Here is a 17,488-nt window from a genome sequence, read left to right as displayed (position 1 = left end):
GGGCGGTGAGCGGTGATCGGAAAAGCGGTGATGCAGTGACGCGGTGAGCGCCGATGCTCCGCGCGCCCCGGCCGCCCTTGCCGGGGAAACGGCGGGCCGTGGCAAACTCGGCGGGTGCAGATCGGGATGCTGGGTCCATTCGAGGTGCGCACGGACGACGGATCCCCGGTCGACGTGCCGGGCGCACGACTGCGCGGACTGCTGATCGCCCTGGCCCTGCGACCGGGCCGTGCGGCGCCCAAGGCGTCGCTCGTCGACTGGATCTGGGGCGGTCTGCCGCCCGCCGACGCCACGAACGCCTTGCAGCGCCTGGTCTCCCGGCTGCGGAAGGTCCTGCCGGACGGGGTGGTCGAGGGGCAGACGGACGGCTACCGGCTGCGGCTGGAGCCGGACGCCGTCGACGCCGTACGGTTCGAACGGCTCGTGAGCGAGGCCCAGGCCGTCCGGGCCGAGGACGGCGCGCGTCGGGCCCGGCTCCTGCGTGAGGCCCTGGACCTGTGGCGCGGCGCGGCCATGCAGGACGTCGGCCTCCCCGACAGCCCCGCGTTCGACACCGCGGTCGCCCGCCTGGAAGGACTGCGTCTGACCGCCGCCGAGGAGCGGGTCGACGCCGAGATCGCGCTCGGCCGCGGCGCCGGGATGGTCACCGAGCTGACCGATCTGATGGCCGCGCATCCGGTGCGCGAACGCCTCGCCGCCGCACTGATGCGCGCCCTCGTCGCCGCCGGCCGCGACAACGAGGCACTGCTCGTCTACCAGCGCACGAGGGAGGCACTGGCCGACGCCCTCGGCGCCGACCCGTCCCCGGAGCTGGCCGCGCTGCATGTCGCGCTGCTGCGCGGCGAGTTGGGGCGGCGCGAGGAGAGCCCGAAGACCAATCTGCGCGCCGAGCTGACCACCTTCGTCGGCAACGGCGCCGATGTCGCCGCGGTACGCGGACTCGTCACCGAGCACCGCCTCACCACCGTGATCGGCCCGGGCGGCGCGGGCAAGACCCGGCTGGCCACCGAGACCGCGCGTACCCTGCTCGGCGATCTGCCGGACGGCGTCTGGCTCGTGGAGCTCGCCGCGATCGGCCCGGACGGCGACGTGGCACAGGCGACGCTCGCCGGGCTCGGCCTGCGGGACGCCCTGCTCGGCGGCGCCCCGAACACGGAGCTGACGGACCGGCTCGTCGCCGCGATCCGCGACCGCGACGCCCTGCTGATCCTGGACAACTGCGAGCATGTCGTCGAGTCCGCCGCGGTGTTCGCGCACCGCGTGCTCGGCGAGTGCCGTCGGCTGCGCATCCTGGCCACCAGCCGCGAACCCCTTGGCATCACCGGCGAGGCGTTGTGGCAGGTCGAAGCACTGGGCCTGCCGGCCGACGACGCCGGCCCGGACGAGATCGAGGCCTCACCCGCCATCAGACTGCTGCGCGACCGGGCCAGCGCGGTACGCCGCGACCTCGCGGGCGACCCGCACACCCTCGCCACGATGGTGCGTGTGTGCCGGGCGCTCGACGGGATGCCGCTGGCGATCGAACTGGCGGCGGCCCGGCTGCGCACCATGTCCGTCGACCAGTTGGCCAATCGGCTCGACGACCGGTTCCGCCTGCTGACCGGCGGCAGCCGTACCGCCCTGCCGCGGCACAAGACGCTGCGTGCCGCGGTCGACTGGAGCTGGGAGCTGCTCAGCGACGCCGAACGCACGGTCCTGCGCAGGCTGTCCGTGTTCTCCGGAGGGGCAAGCCTGCAAGCGGCCGAACGGGTGTGCGCGGACGAGACGGTCGACCGCGACGAGGTGCTCGAACTCCTCACCGCCTTGACCGAGAAGTCGCTGCTGCGCGCCGAGGGCGACAGCGCGCCGCGCTACCGCATGATGGGCACGATCAAGGAGTACGCCGCCCAACGCCTCGCGGAGGCGGGGGAGTCGGAGCAGGCACGCCTCGCGCACCTGGCCTACTTCACCGATCTCGCCGAGACCGCGGAGCCGCACCTGCGCCGCGCCGAACAACTCGAATGGCTGGCCGTCCTCGACGCCGACCACGACAACATCGCCGCGGCGGTGCGCGGCGCCCTCGCCTCCGGCGACGCCCAGGCGACCATGCGGATCGCGGCGGGCTGCGGCTGGTACTGGTGGCTCGCCGGGCACAAGACCGAGGGCTTCGAACTCCTCAGCACCGCGGCCAGGATGCCCGGTGAGGCCGGCGACGACGTCCGGGCCATGGTGTACGCGCTGGTCGTGCTGTTCGTGAGCTCCGGGCGCCGCGACGAGCACGAGGCGGAGGAGTGGATCCGCGAAGCGCACCGCCATGGCCGGCGCAGTTCTGGGCGATACCCGCTCCTGGCGATCATGGGCGCGATGGAACGCCTGCTGGACGGGCCCGACGCCTTCCTGACCGCCTTCGAACCGCTGCTCGACGACGAGGACCCGTGGGTGCGCGCGCTGGCCCGCCTGCACATGGGCAAGATGCGGATCGTGCTCGGCCGGGAGGGGGAGGACGGGGAGGCGTACCTGGCGGCGGCGCTCGCCGAGTTCCGGGCGCTCGGCGAGCGGTTCGGGATCTCGTTCGCCCTGACGGAGCTCGCGGACCAGTTCGCCGTGCGCGGCGAGTTCGCCCGCGCCTGCGAGTACTTCGAGCAGGCGATCGAGGTGTGCACCGAGGTCGGCGGCAGCGAGGACGTCATCCGGATGCGGGCCCGGCAGGCGCAGTTGCACTGGCTGTCGGGCGACCGGGACGCGTGTGCGGCCGCCGTCGCCGAGGCCGGCCGGATCGCGGAACGGGTCACCTGGCCGGACGCGCTGGCCGAACTGGCCTTCGCGCGGGCCGGACTCGCCCGGTGGGCCGGCGACGACGAGGAGGCGTACCGGCAGATCGGCGTCGCGACGGCCCTGCTGGGCGACGAGGCCGAGCAGCCGCACATCCGCGCGGTGACGCACGACGTGCTCGGCTACCTCTCCGAGGACCTCGCCGAGTCCCGGGCGCACCGCGCGGCGGCCTTCGACGCGGTGGTCGAAACCGGCCACATTCTGGGGATCGCGCAGGCGATCGTCGGCGTCGCGGATCTGGCGCTGCGCCGTGACGAGCCTGAGCAGGCGGTGCGGCTTCTGGCGGCGAGCGCGGCTGTACGCGGGCTGCCGGACCGCGCGAACCCCGACGTGGCCCGGATCGAGCAGGCGGCCCGAAGCCGCCTCGGCGACGGGCGGTTCGCCGAGGCGGCTCGGGAGGGCGCCGAGGCGGACTGGCCGGGGTTGGTCGGGGCCACGCTCGCCGAGTGAAACCCGAGTGAAACCCGAGTGAGCACATGAGTGAACACCCGAGCGAACCCCGGGTCGGCGTCGTGCCGGCCCGGGGAACCCCGAGGCGGGCTACGCCCGACGGCTGAACGACGCGACCGACCAGACGTACCCGACGACGACGAACCCGACGCACCAGGCGACGGCCGCCATCGCGTCGCCGCCGGACGGGTCGCCCGCCAGCAGGCCGCGCAGGGTCTCGATGACCGGGGTGAAGGGCTGGTACTCGGCGAACTGCCGCACGCCGGAACCCATCGTGTCCGCGGGGACGAACGCGCTGCTCAGGAACGGCAGCATGATCAGCGGCACGGTGGCCAGACCCGCCGACTCCGGCGTCTTCGCGGCCAACCCCAAGGCGACGGTGAGCCAGCCGGCCGCCACGCTCAGCAGCACCACGAGGCCGATGACACCGAGCCATTCGAGTGCGTTGGCGGACGGGTCGAACCCCAGCGCGAACGCCACCCCGACGATGGCCGCGCAGGCCACCGTGCACCGCACCGCGGTGACGACGACGTGCCCGGTCAGCACGGCGCCCCGGGAGACGTCCATGACCTGGAGCCGGCTGATGATGCCCTTGCGCATGTCGTCGTTCACGGATGTGGAGGTGGCCCCCAGCCCGGAGCTGACGGCCATCACGAGCAGGCCCGGCGTCGCGTAGTCGATGTACGGTTCGCCGACGCTGAAGCCGCCGCCGAACACCTTGACGAACATCAGCATCATCACGATGGGGAACAGCACCGAGTTGAACACCACGACCGGGTTCCGCATGCTGTGCTTGATGTTGCGGCGCAGCATGACGGCCGAGTCGGCCCACGCCGTCGAGACACTGCTCATTTTGCGATCGCCTCCGCGCTCGGGCGCCCGGTCAGGGCAAGGAAAACGTCGTCGAGGTCTGGTGTGTGCACCGCGAACTCCCGGGCGTTGAGCAGGTGTTCGTCGAGCACGTCCAGTAGGGCGCGCAGCGACCGCGACTCCCCGTCGCTGGGCACCCGCAGGGTCAGCTCCTGGTCGTCCCGCGTGGAGCCGGCCAGAATCCGCGCCGCCGTGTCGAGGTCGGCGGGATCGGTGAACCGAAGCCGGACGTGCGTGCCGGGCATCCGCCGCTTGAGCTCGTCCGGAGTGCCGTGCGCGACCAGGCGGCCCTGGTCGAGCACCGCGATCCGGTCGGCGAGCTGGTCGGCTTCGTCCAGGTACTGGGTGGTGAGGAAGATGGTGGTGCCGTCGGCGACCAGTTCGCGGACGATTCCCCACATCGTGCGCCTGCTGCGCGGGTCGAGGCCCGTGGTCGGCTCGTCCAGGAAGATGATCCGGGGGTCGCCGACGAGGGTCATCGCCAGGTCCAGCTTCCGGCGCATGCCTCCGGAGTACGTCGCGGCAAGCTTGTCCGCGGACTCCGTCAGGTCGAACCGCTCCAGGAGCTGCGCCACCAGGCGGGGGGAGCGGACGCGCTTCAGGTCCGCCATCATCTGCAGGTTCTCGCGGCCGGACAGCAGGTCGTCCACCGCGGCGAACTGGCCGGTGACGCCGATGGCGGCGCGTACCGCCCGGGTCGCGGTCGCGGTCGCGGCGGTCACGTCGTGACCGGCCACGAGCACCGTGCCGGCGTCCGCCGCCATCAGCGTCGTCAGGATGTTCACCGTCGTCGTCTTGCCCGCCCCGTTCGGGCCGAGCATGGAGAAGACCGACCCCGCCGCGACATCGAAATCGATGCCGTCGAGCACGACCTTGTCCCCGTATGCCTTTCGCAGGCATGAAACCGCAATCGCCGAACTCGTCATGCGCCTACGCTCTCGGCCGGTCCTGTCACCCGTCTGTCACGCCCCTGACACGGCTCCTGACGGCAGCGCAGGGGATCCGCCGACAAGGACGGCCGACGGGACCCGAAGCCTCGGTGTCAGGGGCGGGCCCAGGTCGGCGTACGGCCGGAGAGGGCGATGACGCGGTCGAGAAGACCGGTGTCGGCGGCCACCGGGACCGCGGGGCCGAAGAGCGGTCCGCGCGTCTCGGCGTCCGCGCCCGCGCTCGGCGCCAGCATCTCGAACGAGCACTCCAGGCTCGCCCGGTCGGCCGGGTACTCCTGTCCGATCGCCCGCGCCAGGTCCCAGCCGTGGATCACCACTTCGTTGAGCGCCACGCGTCCCGCCAGGACGGCCGGGAAGGTGAGCCCGCCGGCCTGCGTCATGCCGTCCCACGCTTCGGGGGTCCGCCAGGCGTCGGCCAACTCGTCGTGCTGCCGGGGCAGGACCGTACGCCAGTCGTCGTCGACGTCCGGGGTGGTCGATCCCGGGTCGGTGGCGGTCGACGGTCCGAGATCCTTCCGCGCGGCGTCCCGGAAGGCGGCGGTGAGTCCCACGAGGTGGCCGAGGAGGTGGCGCACCCGGTAGTCCTCGCACGGGGTGGGCGCGTCGAGTTGGTCGTCCCGTACTTGCGCGGCGAGGTCGGCGACCAGCTTGACGGCCGGTCCGAAGTCGGGGCCGGGGGTGGCGGGAAGCTCGGTCGCTGTCATGGCAGGGGCTCCTCTGTCGGGTTCTGTCGGTCCGCGGCGGGGCCGGGACCTGCCGCGCGTCGGTGGCATGCCCGCGCGGGCGTAATGCGGGTGTAACGCCTGCAGATAGAGACTGATCGCGGTCCGCGAACTCATCGCTCGGCCTCGAAGGAGTCAGGTATGACACCCATCATGAGCAAGTCCGACGCCGCTGCCCTGGTGTCCGCCGCCCGCATCCGGCGCGGCCTGACCTGGGCCGAGATCGCCAAAGAACTCGGCGCGCCGCTCGTCTGGACCACCGCCGCGCTGCTCGGCCAGCACCCGATGACCCGGGAGCAGGCCGCTCGGGCCTGCGCCTTTCTGGGCCTCGAGGACGAGGTCGCCGAGAGCCTGCAACTTCAGCCGAGCCGGGGTTCCGCACCCGAGGTGATGTCCGACCCCACGGTCTACCGCTTCGTCGAGGCGCTGTCCGTCTACGGACCCGCCCTCAAGGAGCTGATCCACGAGGAATTCGGCGACGGCATCATGAGCGCGATCAACTTCCAGGTCGACATCTCCCGCCGCCCCGACCCCGACGGTGACCGTGTGGTCGTCACCTTCGACGGAAAGTTCCTCGACTACAAGTGGTGACCGGCTGACCGGCTACCCGGGTGATGGATGACCGGTGAACGGCTGACACGGTGAACCGGTGGCGAGGCAACCGGCCGGCGGTTGACCACGACGCGGTTCTGCGCGCCCTGGTGATCGAGGGAATCGCGATCGCCTCGACGCTCCTCATGGCGCCGCGGACCCCGGATCCCGCGCAACTGGAGGCGGTGTCAAGGCAGTTCCTGAAGGCGGCGAGGGAGGCCAGTGCCCTGGACCTGTTGGCGGCGTTCGATGCGCAGAATCGGGTCACGCGCGCGGTGGCCGGTTTCTTCACCGCGTACGACCTGCTCGTCACGCCCACACTGGGCCGGCTCCCGGCGCCGCACGGGACGCTGGCGTACGACGATCCCTACCTCACCGTGGCCGACTGGTTCGAGCGGCTGACGGGCCGCGGAAGCTGTGCCGCGGACCCCCCCCGCGGGCCGTCCTGGGCGTGTCGGGCGGGCAAATTTTTTGGTGTGATCCAGGACACGGTCGGCGTATGAAATATCCGGGGACTTCGTGTCCGTTTACCCGTGTGAACGTAATCGGGGAGCGAGTCCCCGTTTTCCCGCACCGGGCGGACACGAGTGAGGAGGGCCGAGGCGTGAATGGTGTCGACACGGCAGCCGTCGTACGCGAGAGGCCCCGCCTGCGCGCGGACGCCCGGCGGAACCGGGAGCGCATCGTCGGCGCCGCCCGCGAGATGTTCGTCGAGTTCGGCGCCGACGTGCCGCTCGACGACGTCGCGCGGCGGGCGGGCGTGGGCAACGCGACGCTGTACCGGCACTTCGCGGACCGCCGCGAGCTCGTGCACGAGGTGGTGCTCTCCGTACTGGAGCGCATCGTCGTCAGCGGCGAAGCGGCGACGGCCGAGGAGCCGGACGCGTTCGCGGCGCTGCGCCGCTTCGCGCACGGCGCGGCCGAGGAGAAGGTCGCCGCGGTGTGCCCGCTGCTCTCCGAGGACATCGACAAAAGCCACCCGGACATGGTCGCGATGCGCGAGCGCCTGGACGGTGTCATCGGCGCCCTGGTCGGCCGGGCGCACGCGTCCGGTCAACTGCGTGCCGACGTCGGCGCCGGTGACCTGATGATGGTCATCACCCACCTTGCCCGCCCGCTGCCCGGCACCCGCTGCGCGGCCAACGAACAGTTCGTGCACCGCCACCTCGACATCATGCTCGACGGCCTGCGCGACCTCCACCCCACCCCACTGACCGGCTCGGCCGTGGAACTCCGCGATCTGCGGGGCATCGGCCAGGCCGAAAGCCACGCGGACAAACTCGCGAACCGCCGTTCATCCGGCCACGCGAACCGGGACGGGAACGGCTGACCCGCCGGCGCCCAGGCGCGCGCCCGTCCTCGACCTCCCCCGCACGACACACCCCACACCCAGGTGAGTACCCCCATGTCACAAACAGCCGTTCCGCCCAAGACGTCCCTGCCCGACCCCCGGCGCTGGAAAGCGCTGATCTTCATCGCCCTCGCCCAGCTCATGGTGGTGCTCGACGGCACCATCGTGAACATCGCCCTGCCGTCGGCCCAGGCCGACCTCGGTATCTCCGACGGCAACCGGCAGTGGGTCATCACCGCGTACGCCCTGGCGTTCGGCGGGCTGCTGCTCTTCGGCGGCCGCATCGCCGACCTGTGGGGGCGCAGGCGGACCTTCATCGTCGGCCTGATCGGCTTCGCGGTCGCCTCCGCGATCGGCGGCCTCGCGGCCAACACCGGTCTACTGCTCGGCGCCCGTGCGCTGCAGGGCGTGTTCGGCGCGCTGCTGGCCCCGTCCGCGCTGTCCCTGCTCGCGGTGATGTTCACCGACGGCAAGGAGCGCGCGAAGGCGTTCGGCATCTTCGGTGCCATCGCGGGCGGCGGCGGCGCCGTCGGCCTGATCCTCGGCGGCGTGCTGACCGAGTACATGAACTGGCGCTGGACCTTCTTCGTCAACATCCCGTTCGCCGTCGTCGCGGCGCTCGGCGCCATCGCGGTGATCAGTGAGCCGGCCGGCGGCCGCAACCGTTCGCCCATGGACGTGCCGGGTGTGGTGCTGTCGTCGCTCGGACTGGGCTCGCTGGTCTACGCGTTCACCCGCGCCGAGTCCGACGGCTGGACCTCGGGCGTCACGCTGGGCCTGTTCGCCGCAGCGGTCGTGCTCCTGGCGTCCTTCGTGTTCGTGGAGAGCCGGGTGGCCGCGCCGCTGCTGCCCCTGCGCGTCGTCACCGACCGCCGGCGCGGCGGGATCTACCTCTCGCTCGGCCTCGCCGTCATCGCGATGTTCGGCATGTTCCTGTTCATCACCTACTACCTCCAGGTCGTCAAGGACTACTCGCCGGTCGTCACCGGCCTGGCGTTCCTGCCGATGATCGCGGGCATGATCACCGGCTCCACCCAGATCGGCGCCCGGCTGATGACCCGCGTGCCGCCCCGGCTGCTGATGGGGCCGGGCTTCCTGACCGCGGGTATCGGCATGCTGATGCTGACGCAGCTGGAGGTCGGCAGCTCGTACGTCGGCCTGATCATGCCGGCGCAGCTGCTGCTCGGCCTGGGCATGGGCACCGCCTTCATGCCGGCGATGAGCATGGCCACCCAGGGCGTCCAGGCCCGCGACGCCGGTGTCGCCTCCGCGATGGTCAACACCTCGCAGCAGGTCGGCGGCGCGATCGGCACGGCATTGCTCAACACCGTCGCGGCGAGCGCGACCACCGCGTACGCCACCTCGCACGCGGGCCGCGCGGCCGAACAGCTCAAGCTGGAGGCCATGGTGCACGGGTACGCCACCGCGATCTGGTGGGCGGTCGGCATCCTGGCCCTCGCGTCGCTGATCGCGTTCACCTTCGTCAACGGCGGCCACGGCGGCAGCACCGTGGTCACGTCCGGCGACAAGGACGCCGCCACGGGGGAGGACGCGACCGACGAGCTCGCGATCCCGGTCCTCGCGCACTGAGCGCGGCGGCCCGGACGAGCGGCCGGAACGGACCGACCTGGGCGGAGTGATCGAGGCGTACCGGGCCTGACGCGGTGCGCGGAGACAGCCGAACGGCCGTCGGAGGAAAAGCGGGTGACCCCCGCTGCGCCTCCGGCGGCCGTTCGGCTTGTGCGCTACAGAAGCCCGAGGTCCTTGAGCTCGTCCGACAGGGGGCGCGGGCCGGCCGCCGTGGTCCGGTGGGCGCCGACGGTCCGGGAGCCGCCGTCGGCCTCGCGGGGTTTGTCGCGGCGACGGCGGAAGACGTACGCGGCCGCGACGCCGCCGACGAATCCGAACAGATGGCCCTGCCAGGACACGTGATCGGCGGTGGGCAGCACACCCATCAGCATCGACCAGCCGTACACGCCGGTGACGACGAACGCGATCAGGATGTCCAGGAGCTTGCGGTCGAGGAAGCCGCGGACGAGCAGGTAGCCGAAGTATCCGAACACCAGGATGCTGGCACCGGCGGTGACGGAGTTCGCGGGCGAGGTGAGCCATACGCCCAGGCCGCCCACCACGACGATGACCAGGGTCAGGCCGACGAAGCGGGACACGCCGCGCGTCGCGCACAGGAAGCCCAGCACGGCGACGGGAACGGTGTTGGAGATCAGGTGCCCGAAGCCGAAGTGCAGGAAGGGCGCCGTCAATATGTCCGGGAGCTCGGCCTTGTCGCGCGGCGAAATCCCGTGCGGCAGCAGCGAATCGTCGGTGGCGACGTTGTAGACCTGGAGCGCCCAGAGGACGGCCAGCAGGGTCACCGTGACGAAGAACGAGCTGACGAGCCCGCGGAACGGGACGGCGGATCCGAGCGGCGACACCATGACCTCCACAGGCGTTGCGGGACCGCCGCCTCCGGCGGTCCTCACACATGCATGGTCCAGCAATCGTGAGGCGGCTGGGAAGCATCGGCGTCTCTCGGGTCGGGCGGAACAGGCTCGGCCTGCTCCCGCGCGTCTTCCCGCCGGCGCCTTTCTGCGTGGGGGTCTTCCCGCGTACGGGCCTCTCCGATCACGGGACTTCCACCTACAGGTCCTCCACCTACGGGACCTCCCGCCTACGGGACTTCCACTCACGGGACTTCCACCCACGGGGCTTCCCGCCTACCGGTCGAAGTAGGAGCTGTGGCCGTCGTCGATGACGGTCTGCCACAGGTTGTCCTCGTCGTCGCAGGCCTCCGGATCGGCGGCGCGCAGCAGTTGGGACAGGATGTCGCAGCAGAGCCAATAGGCGTGGAAGACCTGCCAGTCCGCGCTCGGGCGGGCGTTGGTGGAGCCGATGCGGACGAGGCGGGAGGCCGACCACAGCGCGTACCCGAACACGGAGATGTCCGAGTTGACCAACGGGGCCGGCCACTCCGGGTCTTCGTGGCCGACCGCGGTGACCCGCCCGGTGGCGCCGTCCAGCAACACCGTGCACCAGAAGCCCAACGGCCCCAGGGACAAGTGGTCGCGCATCGCGAGGTCGCGCTCCCACACCGGCCCGCCGTTCGGGCCGAAGACGTCGGGCGACCGTTCCTCGTGGGTCAGCGGCGCGGAGGCCAGATCTTCGTGGAACTGGACGAGGTCTTCGTTGCGCGGGAGGCCCACCTCGGCGAGGAACCGCGAGGTCGGTTCGTGGGCCACCGCGGCAGGCCATGCGCTCGTGGCGAAGTCGATGCGTACGCCCGTGTCGGCGACCAGATCCGCCCCGACGTCGAAGATCAGCCCAGTGCCCGGCCTGCCCTCGTCGCCCTCGTGCCCCGCGCCGCCGGCGCGTCGGGTGACTCCCCAAGGCAGCGCCCACATCGCCAGCAGGGCGCTCCAGACCGGCGCATGGCCGTCCTCGCGGAACACCGCCGGGTCGACGTCGCGGATCCGGTCGAGCGCGTCGTCCAGAAGCCTGGTGTACGCCGTCAACCCGCGCGGATCGGCCTCCCGCGGTCCGCGGCTTGTCACGTACACGACGTGCAGCGCGTGGACGAAAGCCGACAGGTCCGACGCGAGCAGGTCCCGGCGCATCCGTGCTGGATACCCCTTCGGGTACGACTGCCGTTTGTCGACGAGCCATACCTTGCCGGTGGCGCCGTCCACGGCCACGAAGTCGGCGCCGAGTTCGCCGATGCGGACGAGCGCGGCGGCACCCGGTGGGATCCGCTCGGCCCCCTGTTCCGCGAGCACCCGGTCCAGCGCCTCGGCGTCCGGCGTGACCTCGAAGTGCGGTACGCAGGCGGGGAGTCCGATGTCCGTGAGGAAGCCGCGGGACGCCCCGTGTGTCAGTGCGGACGGCAACCGGGCCGCCCCGGTGACGCGCATCACCGCGTCGTTTCCGAACCACTCGTCCACCGCACCCCTGGTCACGGGCACCCGCATACGTCTTCCCACCCCGGCCACACCTGCGTGTTCGTACGCTTGTGCGCCTACGACGAGGGCCCGCCGGTTCGGCGGGCCGCGTCCGCCCATTCAACCCGCCTGGTGGGCGGCGTGCTGCCGGTCATCCACCCTGCGCACGGCACGCGGGCGGCGTCGAGGCGGGCAGTTGGGTGTCGTGTCAGGGGGGCCGGGTCAGACTTTCCTGCCAGGCGGCCAGGCGGGCAGGCGGCCAGGCGGTCGGGCGGTCGAGTCAGGGTGTCCGGCCCGGTGTGTCCGGCCGGGGGCCCGGCCAGGCTGTCGAGTCAGGCGTACTCGGCTCGCAGGAGACCGCCGAGCTTCTCGGCTGCCTGGTCCTTGGCGGTCCGTACGGCATCGTCGTCGAGGGCGCGTTCCTTGGCCGTCTCGTCGATGAACGCGTCCGCGGCCTGGACGGCCAGGTCCTGGGCGCGGGCCAGGGTGCCCGGGCGGCCGTGGTGCGCGACGTGCCCGTCCCAGGCCATGGCACCCGCGTACGCCCCCGCCTGGGCCAGCAGGTCGGCGTCGACCCGCTCCCCGTGCGGAGCCGACCGGCACTCGTGGAAGCGCGCGGCTTCCGCGCTGTCGTCTGCGAACAGGGCCATGGCTGCTCCTTCGTGGTCCTCCGTGTGCAGGGGACGGCTACCCGCACGCCGGGAAATGATCCCCTTTGTCGCCGATCAGGTGTCGCCTGTCGCCGATCAGGTGTCGCCGACCAGCGTCGCGGCGCCGTGCAGGACGGCCGCGTTCTCGGTGGCGAGGCGCAACCGGGCGTTGAAGCGGCGCACGCGCTCGCGCTCGGAGCAGCCCCGGCCGTACACCGGCCAGGTCCCCGGCGGCAGGATTTCGACCACCACCATGCCGTGCAGCTCCGCGGCCGCCAGCCAGGCGCCCATCGGGTCCATCGGCGTGGGCAGGAGCCACCTCTGGCGGTCGCCGACCAGGGTGAGGGCGGCGACGAGCCCGCGACGGACGAGAAGCTGTGCCGTGGTCATGGGAGGTTCCCCGAGGCACAGGCTGAAACCCGACTCGTGGGCGTGATCGACCAGGAGCGGATAGTCCCCGGCGCCCGCCTCCACCAGGGCCTCGGCGACCGGCGGCATCGGCTCGCCCATGTCGTCCTGAGCGAATTCGCGCAGCGCCAGCGCCAGGCGCAATTGCGCGTGACGTGCGGCCGACGGGTGGATACCCATGCATGACCGCTACCCGCCAGGGGCGACCCCAACCGGTCGGTGGCGCGTGGTGTCCGCGCGCGCCGTGTCCGCGCGCGCCGTGTCCGCGCGCCTTCATCCAGGTCGGCTGCCATCCTGGTGCGATCACGGACCCGGGACAGCCCGGGTCGCCGCCACGACGTGGGACAGGGACGGTCGAGCATGCAGCGGATCGGCGTCATCGGAGTCGGCGAGATCGGCCGGGCGATCGTCGCGGGCCTGAGCGGCGGGGACGAGCAGGCGCCGGAGATCTTCCTGTCCCCGCGGGGAGCCCGGGCCGCCGCCGAGCTGTCGGCGCGCTACGCGGGCGTCCAGGTGTGCGCCGACAACCAGGAGGTGGTGGACCGCTCCGACCTCGTGATCATCGCCGTACGCGGTCCCGACCGCCACGAAGCACTCGCCGGTCTGACCGTGGGCGCCGACAAGATCGTGGTCAACGTCATGGCCGGCGTCGCGAACGAGGACCTGCGCCGGACGCTGGCCACCGACGCCGCGCTGGTCCGCGCCATTCCGCTGCCGCCCATTCGCGAGCGCCGCTCGGTCACGGTGACCTGTCCCTCGCATCCGGTCGTGGACGCTCTCTTCGACCGCCTGGGCGGCGCGCTCCCGGTCGCGGACGAGGCCGCCTTCGACGTCTTCTCCACCGTCACCGGAACGCTGACCACCCAGTACCACTTCCTCGCCGCACTCACCTCATGGGCTGTCGCGCACGGCGTTCGGTCAGATGACGCGGACCGCTACGTTCGCAGCCTGTTCCTGGGACTTGCGGGCACGCTGGGCGACGGGACCCGCTCCCTGGAGCAGCTTGCGGCCGACCACGAGACCCCGAACGGCAGCAACGAACGCATTCGTACGACGTGGTTCACGTCGGCCAACTCCGAAGCCCTCCACAAGGCCCTCGACGACTTGCTCGCCGTCCTGCGGCAGGGCTGAACCGGCCGACGAACCGGGCGACAACCGGGCGGCAATCGGCTCGGCTTCGGCCGCGGGGGTGCGGGCCCGATCTTGTAGAAGTCTACGAACGGCAGGTGTCGGCCTGTCGACGTCTTCATGTCTTCCACCCCTACCTGAGGTCCCCCGATTGGCTGTGTACTCCCTCATACGAGATGCGAAATACAGACCCGCAACACGGGACACGCGATACGGGACACGCGATACGGGATACGGGATACGCGCACGGGAAACCGGACACGCAAGCGGGGACCACAGCCAAGCGAGGGGTGAGTGACGCGGTGGCATCGACACACTCGGCCCACAGCCACTCACCGAGGCGCCGGGCATGGCCCCGGACGTCACAGATGACGCAGTTGGACTGCGCGCAACGCGACGGATTTGAACCTGACGTACATCCCCGTCCCACCAGAGCACATTTGCGGCGACCCGCCGTGACGATCGCGGGCGGGCGCCACCGCCCGCAGTGATCGCGCGGCGGAGCCCGCGGAACGTTGTTGTTGCCCCGACTTGTCGCCGGTGCGGATTCGCACACGGGCGGGGAAGCCGGGAGCCCCCATCCTCTCCGATAGGAGTAACTGTGACCGCGCACACCCAAGAAGCGAGCATTCAGGAACTCGAGCACGCCTGGATGAACGAGGCGATCAAGCTGGCCACCACCAGCGTGGCGAACGGCGGCGGCCCGTTCGGCGCACTGATCGCCATGGACGGCGCCGTGGTCGCGATCGGGAACAACCAGGTCACCGCGACTCTGGACCCGACGGCACATGCCGAGGTGAGCGCGATGCGGGCGGCCTGCAAGCAGCTGGACAGGTTCTCGCTGGAGGGCTGCGTCCTGGTCACCTCGTGCGAGCCGTGTCCGATGTGCCTGTCGTCCGCGCTGTGGGCGCGCCTGGACCGGATCGTGTACGCCGCCGACCGGCACGACGCGGCGACGGCGGGCTTCGACGACCGCAAGTTCTACGACCTGTTCGAGAAGAAGCCGGCGTCGATGTGGCCCACGCCGGTCAAGCAGCTCGACCTGCCCAACCGCACGGCGCCGTTCGACGCGTGGCTCGCCAAGGCCGACCGCATCGACTACTGAGAACGCATCGAGTACCAGAACGCGTCGACCGCCGCGGGCGCGTCGATTGCCGAGAGCGCGTCGAACACGGACGACCCGTCCACGGACCGGAGTTCGTCGTCGGACGATCGACCATCGCGAACGCAGGCTCCCCGGCATGTGCCCGGGAGCTTGCGTTCACCGGTGAGGCTTCGGCCGACCTGCGGTCCGCGGCCGGGAGTTCCGCCTAAGCTGGGCCGGTGACCTCACCGTTTGCGGTTTCCCAGGGCGAACAGCGGTTCGTGGACGCGGCGCGGGACCTGGCCCCGCAGTTCGCGGCGGCGGCGGACGAGCACGACCGCGAAGCGACACTGCCGATCGCCAACTTGACGGCCCTGCACAAAGCGGGGCTGGACATGGCGGCGATGCCCGTGGACCGGGGCGGGGCCGGGTTGTCGTACCAGGCGCTCGGCGAGATCCTCCGCATCGTCGGCAAGGCCTGCCCGTCGACCGCATGCGTGTGGATGATGCACCTGGGGGCCGCGCAGGCCCTGGTCACGTACGGGCCGCCCTTCTACGCCGACGAGTTGCGGGACGGGAAGCGGTTCGCCAACGCGTTGTCCGAACCCACCGGCGGGAACCTGTTCCTGATGCCGCTCCAACGGGCCGAGCCGGTGGCCGGCGGCTACGAGCTGGACGGCGCCAAGCGCTTCGTGTCCGGGTGTGAGATCGCGGACCACTTCCTGGTCAACGCGCTGCTCGACGACGGCCCCGGGTTCTTCGGCGTACCGAGCGACGACAGCGTCGAGATGGTGCCGATCTGGGACTCGATGGGGCTGCGCGGCACCCGCAGCCAGCTCCTGAACTTCCGCAACACCCTGCTGCGCCAGGAGAATCGGTGCCTGATCACCGACCCGCTCGCGCCGAACATCATCGCGCTCGGCCTGCCCTGGCTCTCCATCGGCGTCGCGGAAGCCGCCCTCGACGCGTTGACCGAGCATGCGCGTAAGCGCGTCGTGCCCACCACCGGCAAGCCGGTCGGGGACCTGCAGTGGGTGCAGTTCGACGCCGCCGACTCGCACGTGAAGCTGTTGGCCGCGCGTACGCTCGCGGAACGCTCCCTCTGGCTCGCCGACCACAACGCGCCGGGTGCCCTGGAGGCGGCGGTCGAGGCGAAGCTCTACGCCAACCAAGTCGCCAAGAACATCGCCGAGTTCGGACTTCGGGTCGGCGGCGGCTCCGGCTATCTGCGGTCCTCGCCGATCCAACGGCACTTCCGCGACGCCCAGGCGGGCGCGCTCATGGCGTTCTCGGTCGAGGTCTGTCGGGACATGCTCGGCAAGCGCCTGATGGGCAGCCAGACCGATACGACGCAGTAGCCGCCCGGACGTCCAACTGCTTGCGCGCTGCGGCCAGTTCGGCGGACCAGAGCGCACCGGCCTCCAGGCCCACCCGCGCCGCGACACCGGCGCAGGCGGGCGAGGCGGCCTAGCGCGTGTACTTGCGGATGCGGTAGCGCAGGCCGGACGTCGACGACTGCCAACCGGAGTCCTCGGTGACGGTCCACGCCGCGTCCGGGACCGGGGCGTACGTGTCGCCTGGCACCGCCGAGTCGACGTCGGTCACCGACAGCGTGGTGGCGTACTCCATCGCAGCGCGGTAGATCTCGCCGCCGCCGATCACCCAGATCTCGGCGGAAGCGCCGTCGGGCCGCGGCGGCTCGGCCGCGAGCTCCAACGCCTGCTTGACCGACCCGGCGCGTTCCGCGCCCTCGGCCGCCCATTGCGGATCGCGGGTCACCACGATGTTGCGCCTGCCGGTCAGCGGACGGAAGCGCGGCGGCAGCGAGTCCCACGTCTTGCGGCCCATGACGACGGGGTGGCCGAGGGTGGTCGCCTTGAAGTGCGCCATGTCCTCGGGCACGCGCCACGGAATCGCGTTGTCCGCGCCGATCACGCCGTCGAGGGTCTGCGCCCAGATCAGCCCGACGTTCACACCGCGACCGGGGCTTTGATGGCCGGGTGGCAGTTGTAGTCGACCACTTCGACGTCCTCGAAGGCGTAGTCGAAGAGCGAGTCCGCGCGGCGCAGGCGCAGCGAGGGGAAGTCGTACGGCATGCGCGAGATCTGCTCGGTCACCTGCTCGACGTGGTTGTCGTAGATGTGGCAGTCGCCGCCCGTCCAGATGAAGTCGCCCGGCTCCAGGCCGACCTGCTGGGCCACCATGTGGGTGAGCAGGGCGTAGCTGGCGATGTTGAAAGGTACGCCGAGGAACAGGTCCGCGCTGCGCTGGTACAGCTGGCAGGACAGCTTGCCGTCGGCGACATAGAACTGGAAGAAGGCGTGGCACGGGGCGAGCGCCATCTTGTCCAGCTCGGCGACGTTCCATGCGGACACGATCATCCGGCGGGAGTCCGGGTCGCGCCGCAGCGTGTCGAGGATGCCGCTGATCTGGTCGATGTGCCGGCCGTCCGGGGTCGGCCAGGAGCGCCACTGCACGCCGTAGACCGGGCCGAGGTCGCCCTTCGCGTCGGCCGAGGTGTCGCAGGCGCTGAACCCCGCG

General features: G+C 71.4%; 17 protein-coding genes. 8 read left to right on the top strand and 9 right to left on the bottom strand.

Translation table 11 applies throughout. The annotated features are described in order from the left end of the window. The first annotated feature begins 114 nt into the window (after positions 1-114). Positions 115-3,261 carry an AfsR/SARP family transcriptional regulator gene (locus tag AB0C36_RS07940; protein ID WP_358350878.1) on the top strand — a complete coding sequence of 1,049 codons (3,147 nt, stop codon included), beginning with the start codon at positions 115-117 and terminating at the stop codon, positions 3,259-3,261. 90 nt (positions 3,262-3,351) lie between these two features. On the opposite strand, the gene AB0C36_RS07935 is transcribed toward AB0C36_RS07940, so the two are convergent. From AB0C36_RS07935 to AB0C36_RS07925, 3 genes are all read right to left on the bottom strand, one after another. Continuing rightward, on the bottom strand, positions 3,352-4,113 hold the full coding sequence (locus AB0C36_RS07935; RefSeq protein WP_358350875.1) for an ABC transporter permease: 762 nt from the start codon (positions 4,111-4,113) through the stop codon (positions 3,352-3,354). Next, on the bottom strand, positions 4,110-5,057 hold the full coding sequence (locus tag AB0C36_RS07930) for an ATP-binding cassette domain-containing protein (protein WP_358350872.1): 948 nt from the start codon (positions 5,055-5,057) through the stop codon (positions 4,110-4,112). Before AB0C36_RS07930 ends, AB0C36_RS07935 begins: the two co-directional genes overlap by 4 nt. 116 nt (positions 5,058-5,173) lie before the next feature. Continuing rightward, positions 5,174-5,785, bottom strand: coding sequence for a TIGR03086 family metal-binding protein (locus AB0C36_RS07925; RefSeq protein WP_358350870.1), 612 nt, complete (start codon positions 5,783-5,785; stop codon positions 5,174-5,176). A 159-nt stretch (positions 5,786-5,944) separates the two neighbouring features. Here AB0C36_RS07925 and cynS point away from each other — a divergent pair, with 159 nt between their 5' ends. The 4 genes from cynS to AB0C36_RS07905 all read left to right on the top strand — a co-directional run bounded on the left by cynS (position 5,945) and on the right by AB0C36_RS07905 (position 9,335). Then, positions 5,945-6,394, top strand: a complete 450-nt coding sequence (gene cynS, locus AB0C36_RS07920) for a cyanase (protein ID WP_358350867.1) — start codon at positions 5,945-5,947, stop codon at positions 6,392-6,394. Positions 6,395-6,444: 50 nt separating this feature from the next. Beyond that, on the top strand, positions 6,445-6,897 hold the full coding sequence (locus AB0C36_RS07915; protein WP_358350864.1) for an amidase family protein: 453 nt from the start codon (positions 6,445-6,447) through the stop codon (positions 6,895-6,897). Between the two features lie 101 nt (positions 6,898-6,998). Next, positions 6,999-7,724: a TetR/AcrR family transcriptional regulator gene (locus AB0C36_RS07910; RefSeq protein ID WP_358350862.1), complete on the top strand. Its 726-nt coding sequence runs from the start codon at positions 6,999-7,001 to the stop codon at positions 7,722-7,724. Between the two features lie 75 nt (positions 7,725-7,799). Continuing rightward, positions 7,800-9,335 (top strand): MFS transporter, encoded by a 1,536-nt coding sequence (locus AB0C36_RS07905; protein WP_358350859.1) that lies wholly within the window; start codon positions 7,800-7,802, stop codon positions 9,333-9,335. A gap of 155 nt (positions 9,336-9,490) precedes the next feature. Here the strand turns inward: AB0C36_RS07905 and AB0C36_RS07900 are convergent, their stop codons facing one another. The 4 genes from AB0C36_RS07900 to AB0C36_RS07885 all read right to left on the bottom strand — a co-directional run bounded on the left by AB0C36_RS07900 (position 9,491) and on the right by AB0C36_RS07885 (position 12,915). Further along, complete coding sequence (locus AB0C36_RS07900; RefSeq protein WP_358350856.1) at positions 9,491-10,225, bottom strand: rhomboid family intramembrane serine protease; 735 nt, start codon at positions 10,223-10,225, stop codon at positions 9,491-9,493. Between the two features lie 234 nt (positions 10,226-10,459). Continuing rightward, entirely contained in the window at positions 10,460-11,695 is a 1,236-nt protein-coding gene (locus AB0C36_RS07895; RefSeq protein ID WP_358350853.1) for an SUKH-4 family immunity protein, read from the bottom strand. Between the two features lie 314 nt (positions 11,696-12,009). After that, positions 12,010-12,327 carry a DUF3759 domain-containing protein gene (locus tag AB0C36_RS07890; protein ID WP_358350851.1) on the bottom strand — a complete coding sequence of 106 codons (318 nt, stop codon included), beginning with the start codon at positions 12,325-12,327 and terminating at the stop codon, positions 12,010-12,012. A gap of 96 nt (positions 12,328-12,423) precedes the next feature. Then, a complete protein-coding gene (locus AB0C36_RS07885; RefSeq protein ID WP_358350848.1) occupies positions 12,424-12,915 on the bottom strand; it encodes a hypothetical protein in 492 nt (163 codons plus the stop codon). Positions 12,916-13,095: 180 nt separating this feature from the next. On the opposite strand from AB0C36_RS07885, the gene AB0C36_RS07880 reads away from it, so the two are divergent. From AB0C36_RS07880 to AB0C36_RS07870, 3 genes are all read left to right on the top strand, one after another. Then, a complete protein-coding gene (locus AB0C36_RS07880) occupies positions 13,096-13,866 on the top strand; it encodes an NAD(P)-binding domain-containing protein (protein ID WP_358350845.1) in 771 nt (256 codons plus the stop codon). A gap of 598 nt (positions 13,867-14,464) precedes the next feature. Further along, positions 14,465-14,968 (top strand): nucleoside deaminase, encoded by a 504-nt coding sequence (locus AB0C36_RS07875; RefSeq protein WP_435839006.1) that lies wholly within the window; start codon positions 14,465-14,467, stop codon positions 14,966-14,968. Between the two features lie 218 nt (positions 14,969-15,186). Then, positions 15,187-16,305, top strand: a complete 1,119-nt coding sequence (locus AB0C36_RS07870; protein WP_358350842.1) for an acyl-CoA dehydrogenase family protein — start codon at positions 15,187-15,189, stop codon at positions 16,303-16,305. A gap of 109 nt (positions 16,306-16,414) precedes the next feature. Here the strand turns inward: AB0C36_RS07870 and AB0C36_RS07865 are convergent, their stop codons facing one another. Then, on the bottom strand, positions 16,415-16,921 hold the full coding sequence (locus AB0C36_RS07865; RefSeq protein ID WP_358350839.1) for a dihydrofolate reductase: 507 nt from the start codon (positions 16,919-16,921) through the stop codon (positions 16,415-16,417). Further along, positions 16,918-17,488: thymidylate synthase (gene thyA / locus AB0C36_RS07860; protein WP_358350835.1), on the bottom strand; the 571-nt coding region annotated here is incomplete at its 5' end. The genes AB0C36_RS07865 and thyA, both read right to left, overlap by 4 nt.

Origin of the sequence: Streptodolium elevatio, from assembly GCF_040649515.1 — a bacterium.
Taxonomy (GTDB): domain Bacteria; phylum Actinomycetota; class Actinomycetes; order Streptomycetales; family Streptomycetaceae; genus Yinghuangia; species Yinghuangia elevatio.
The sequence above is the reverse complement of the archived record's forward strand: the minus strand, read 5'-3'. Positions and strand labels throughout refer to the sequence as shown.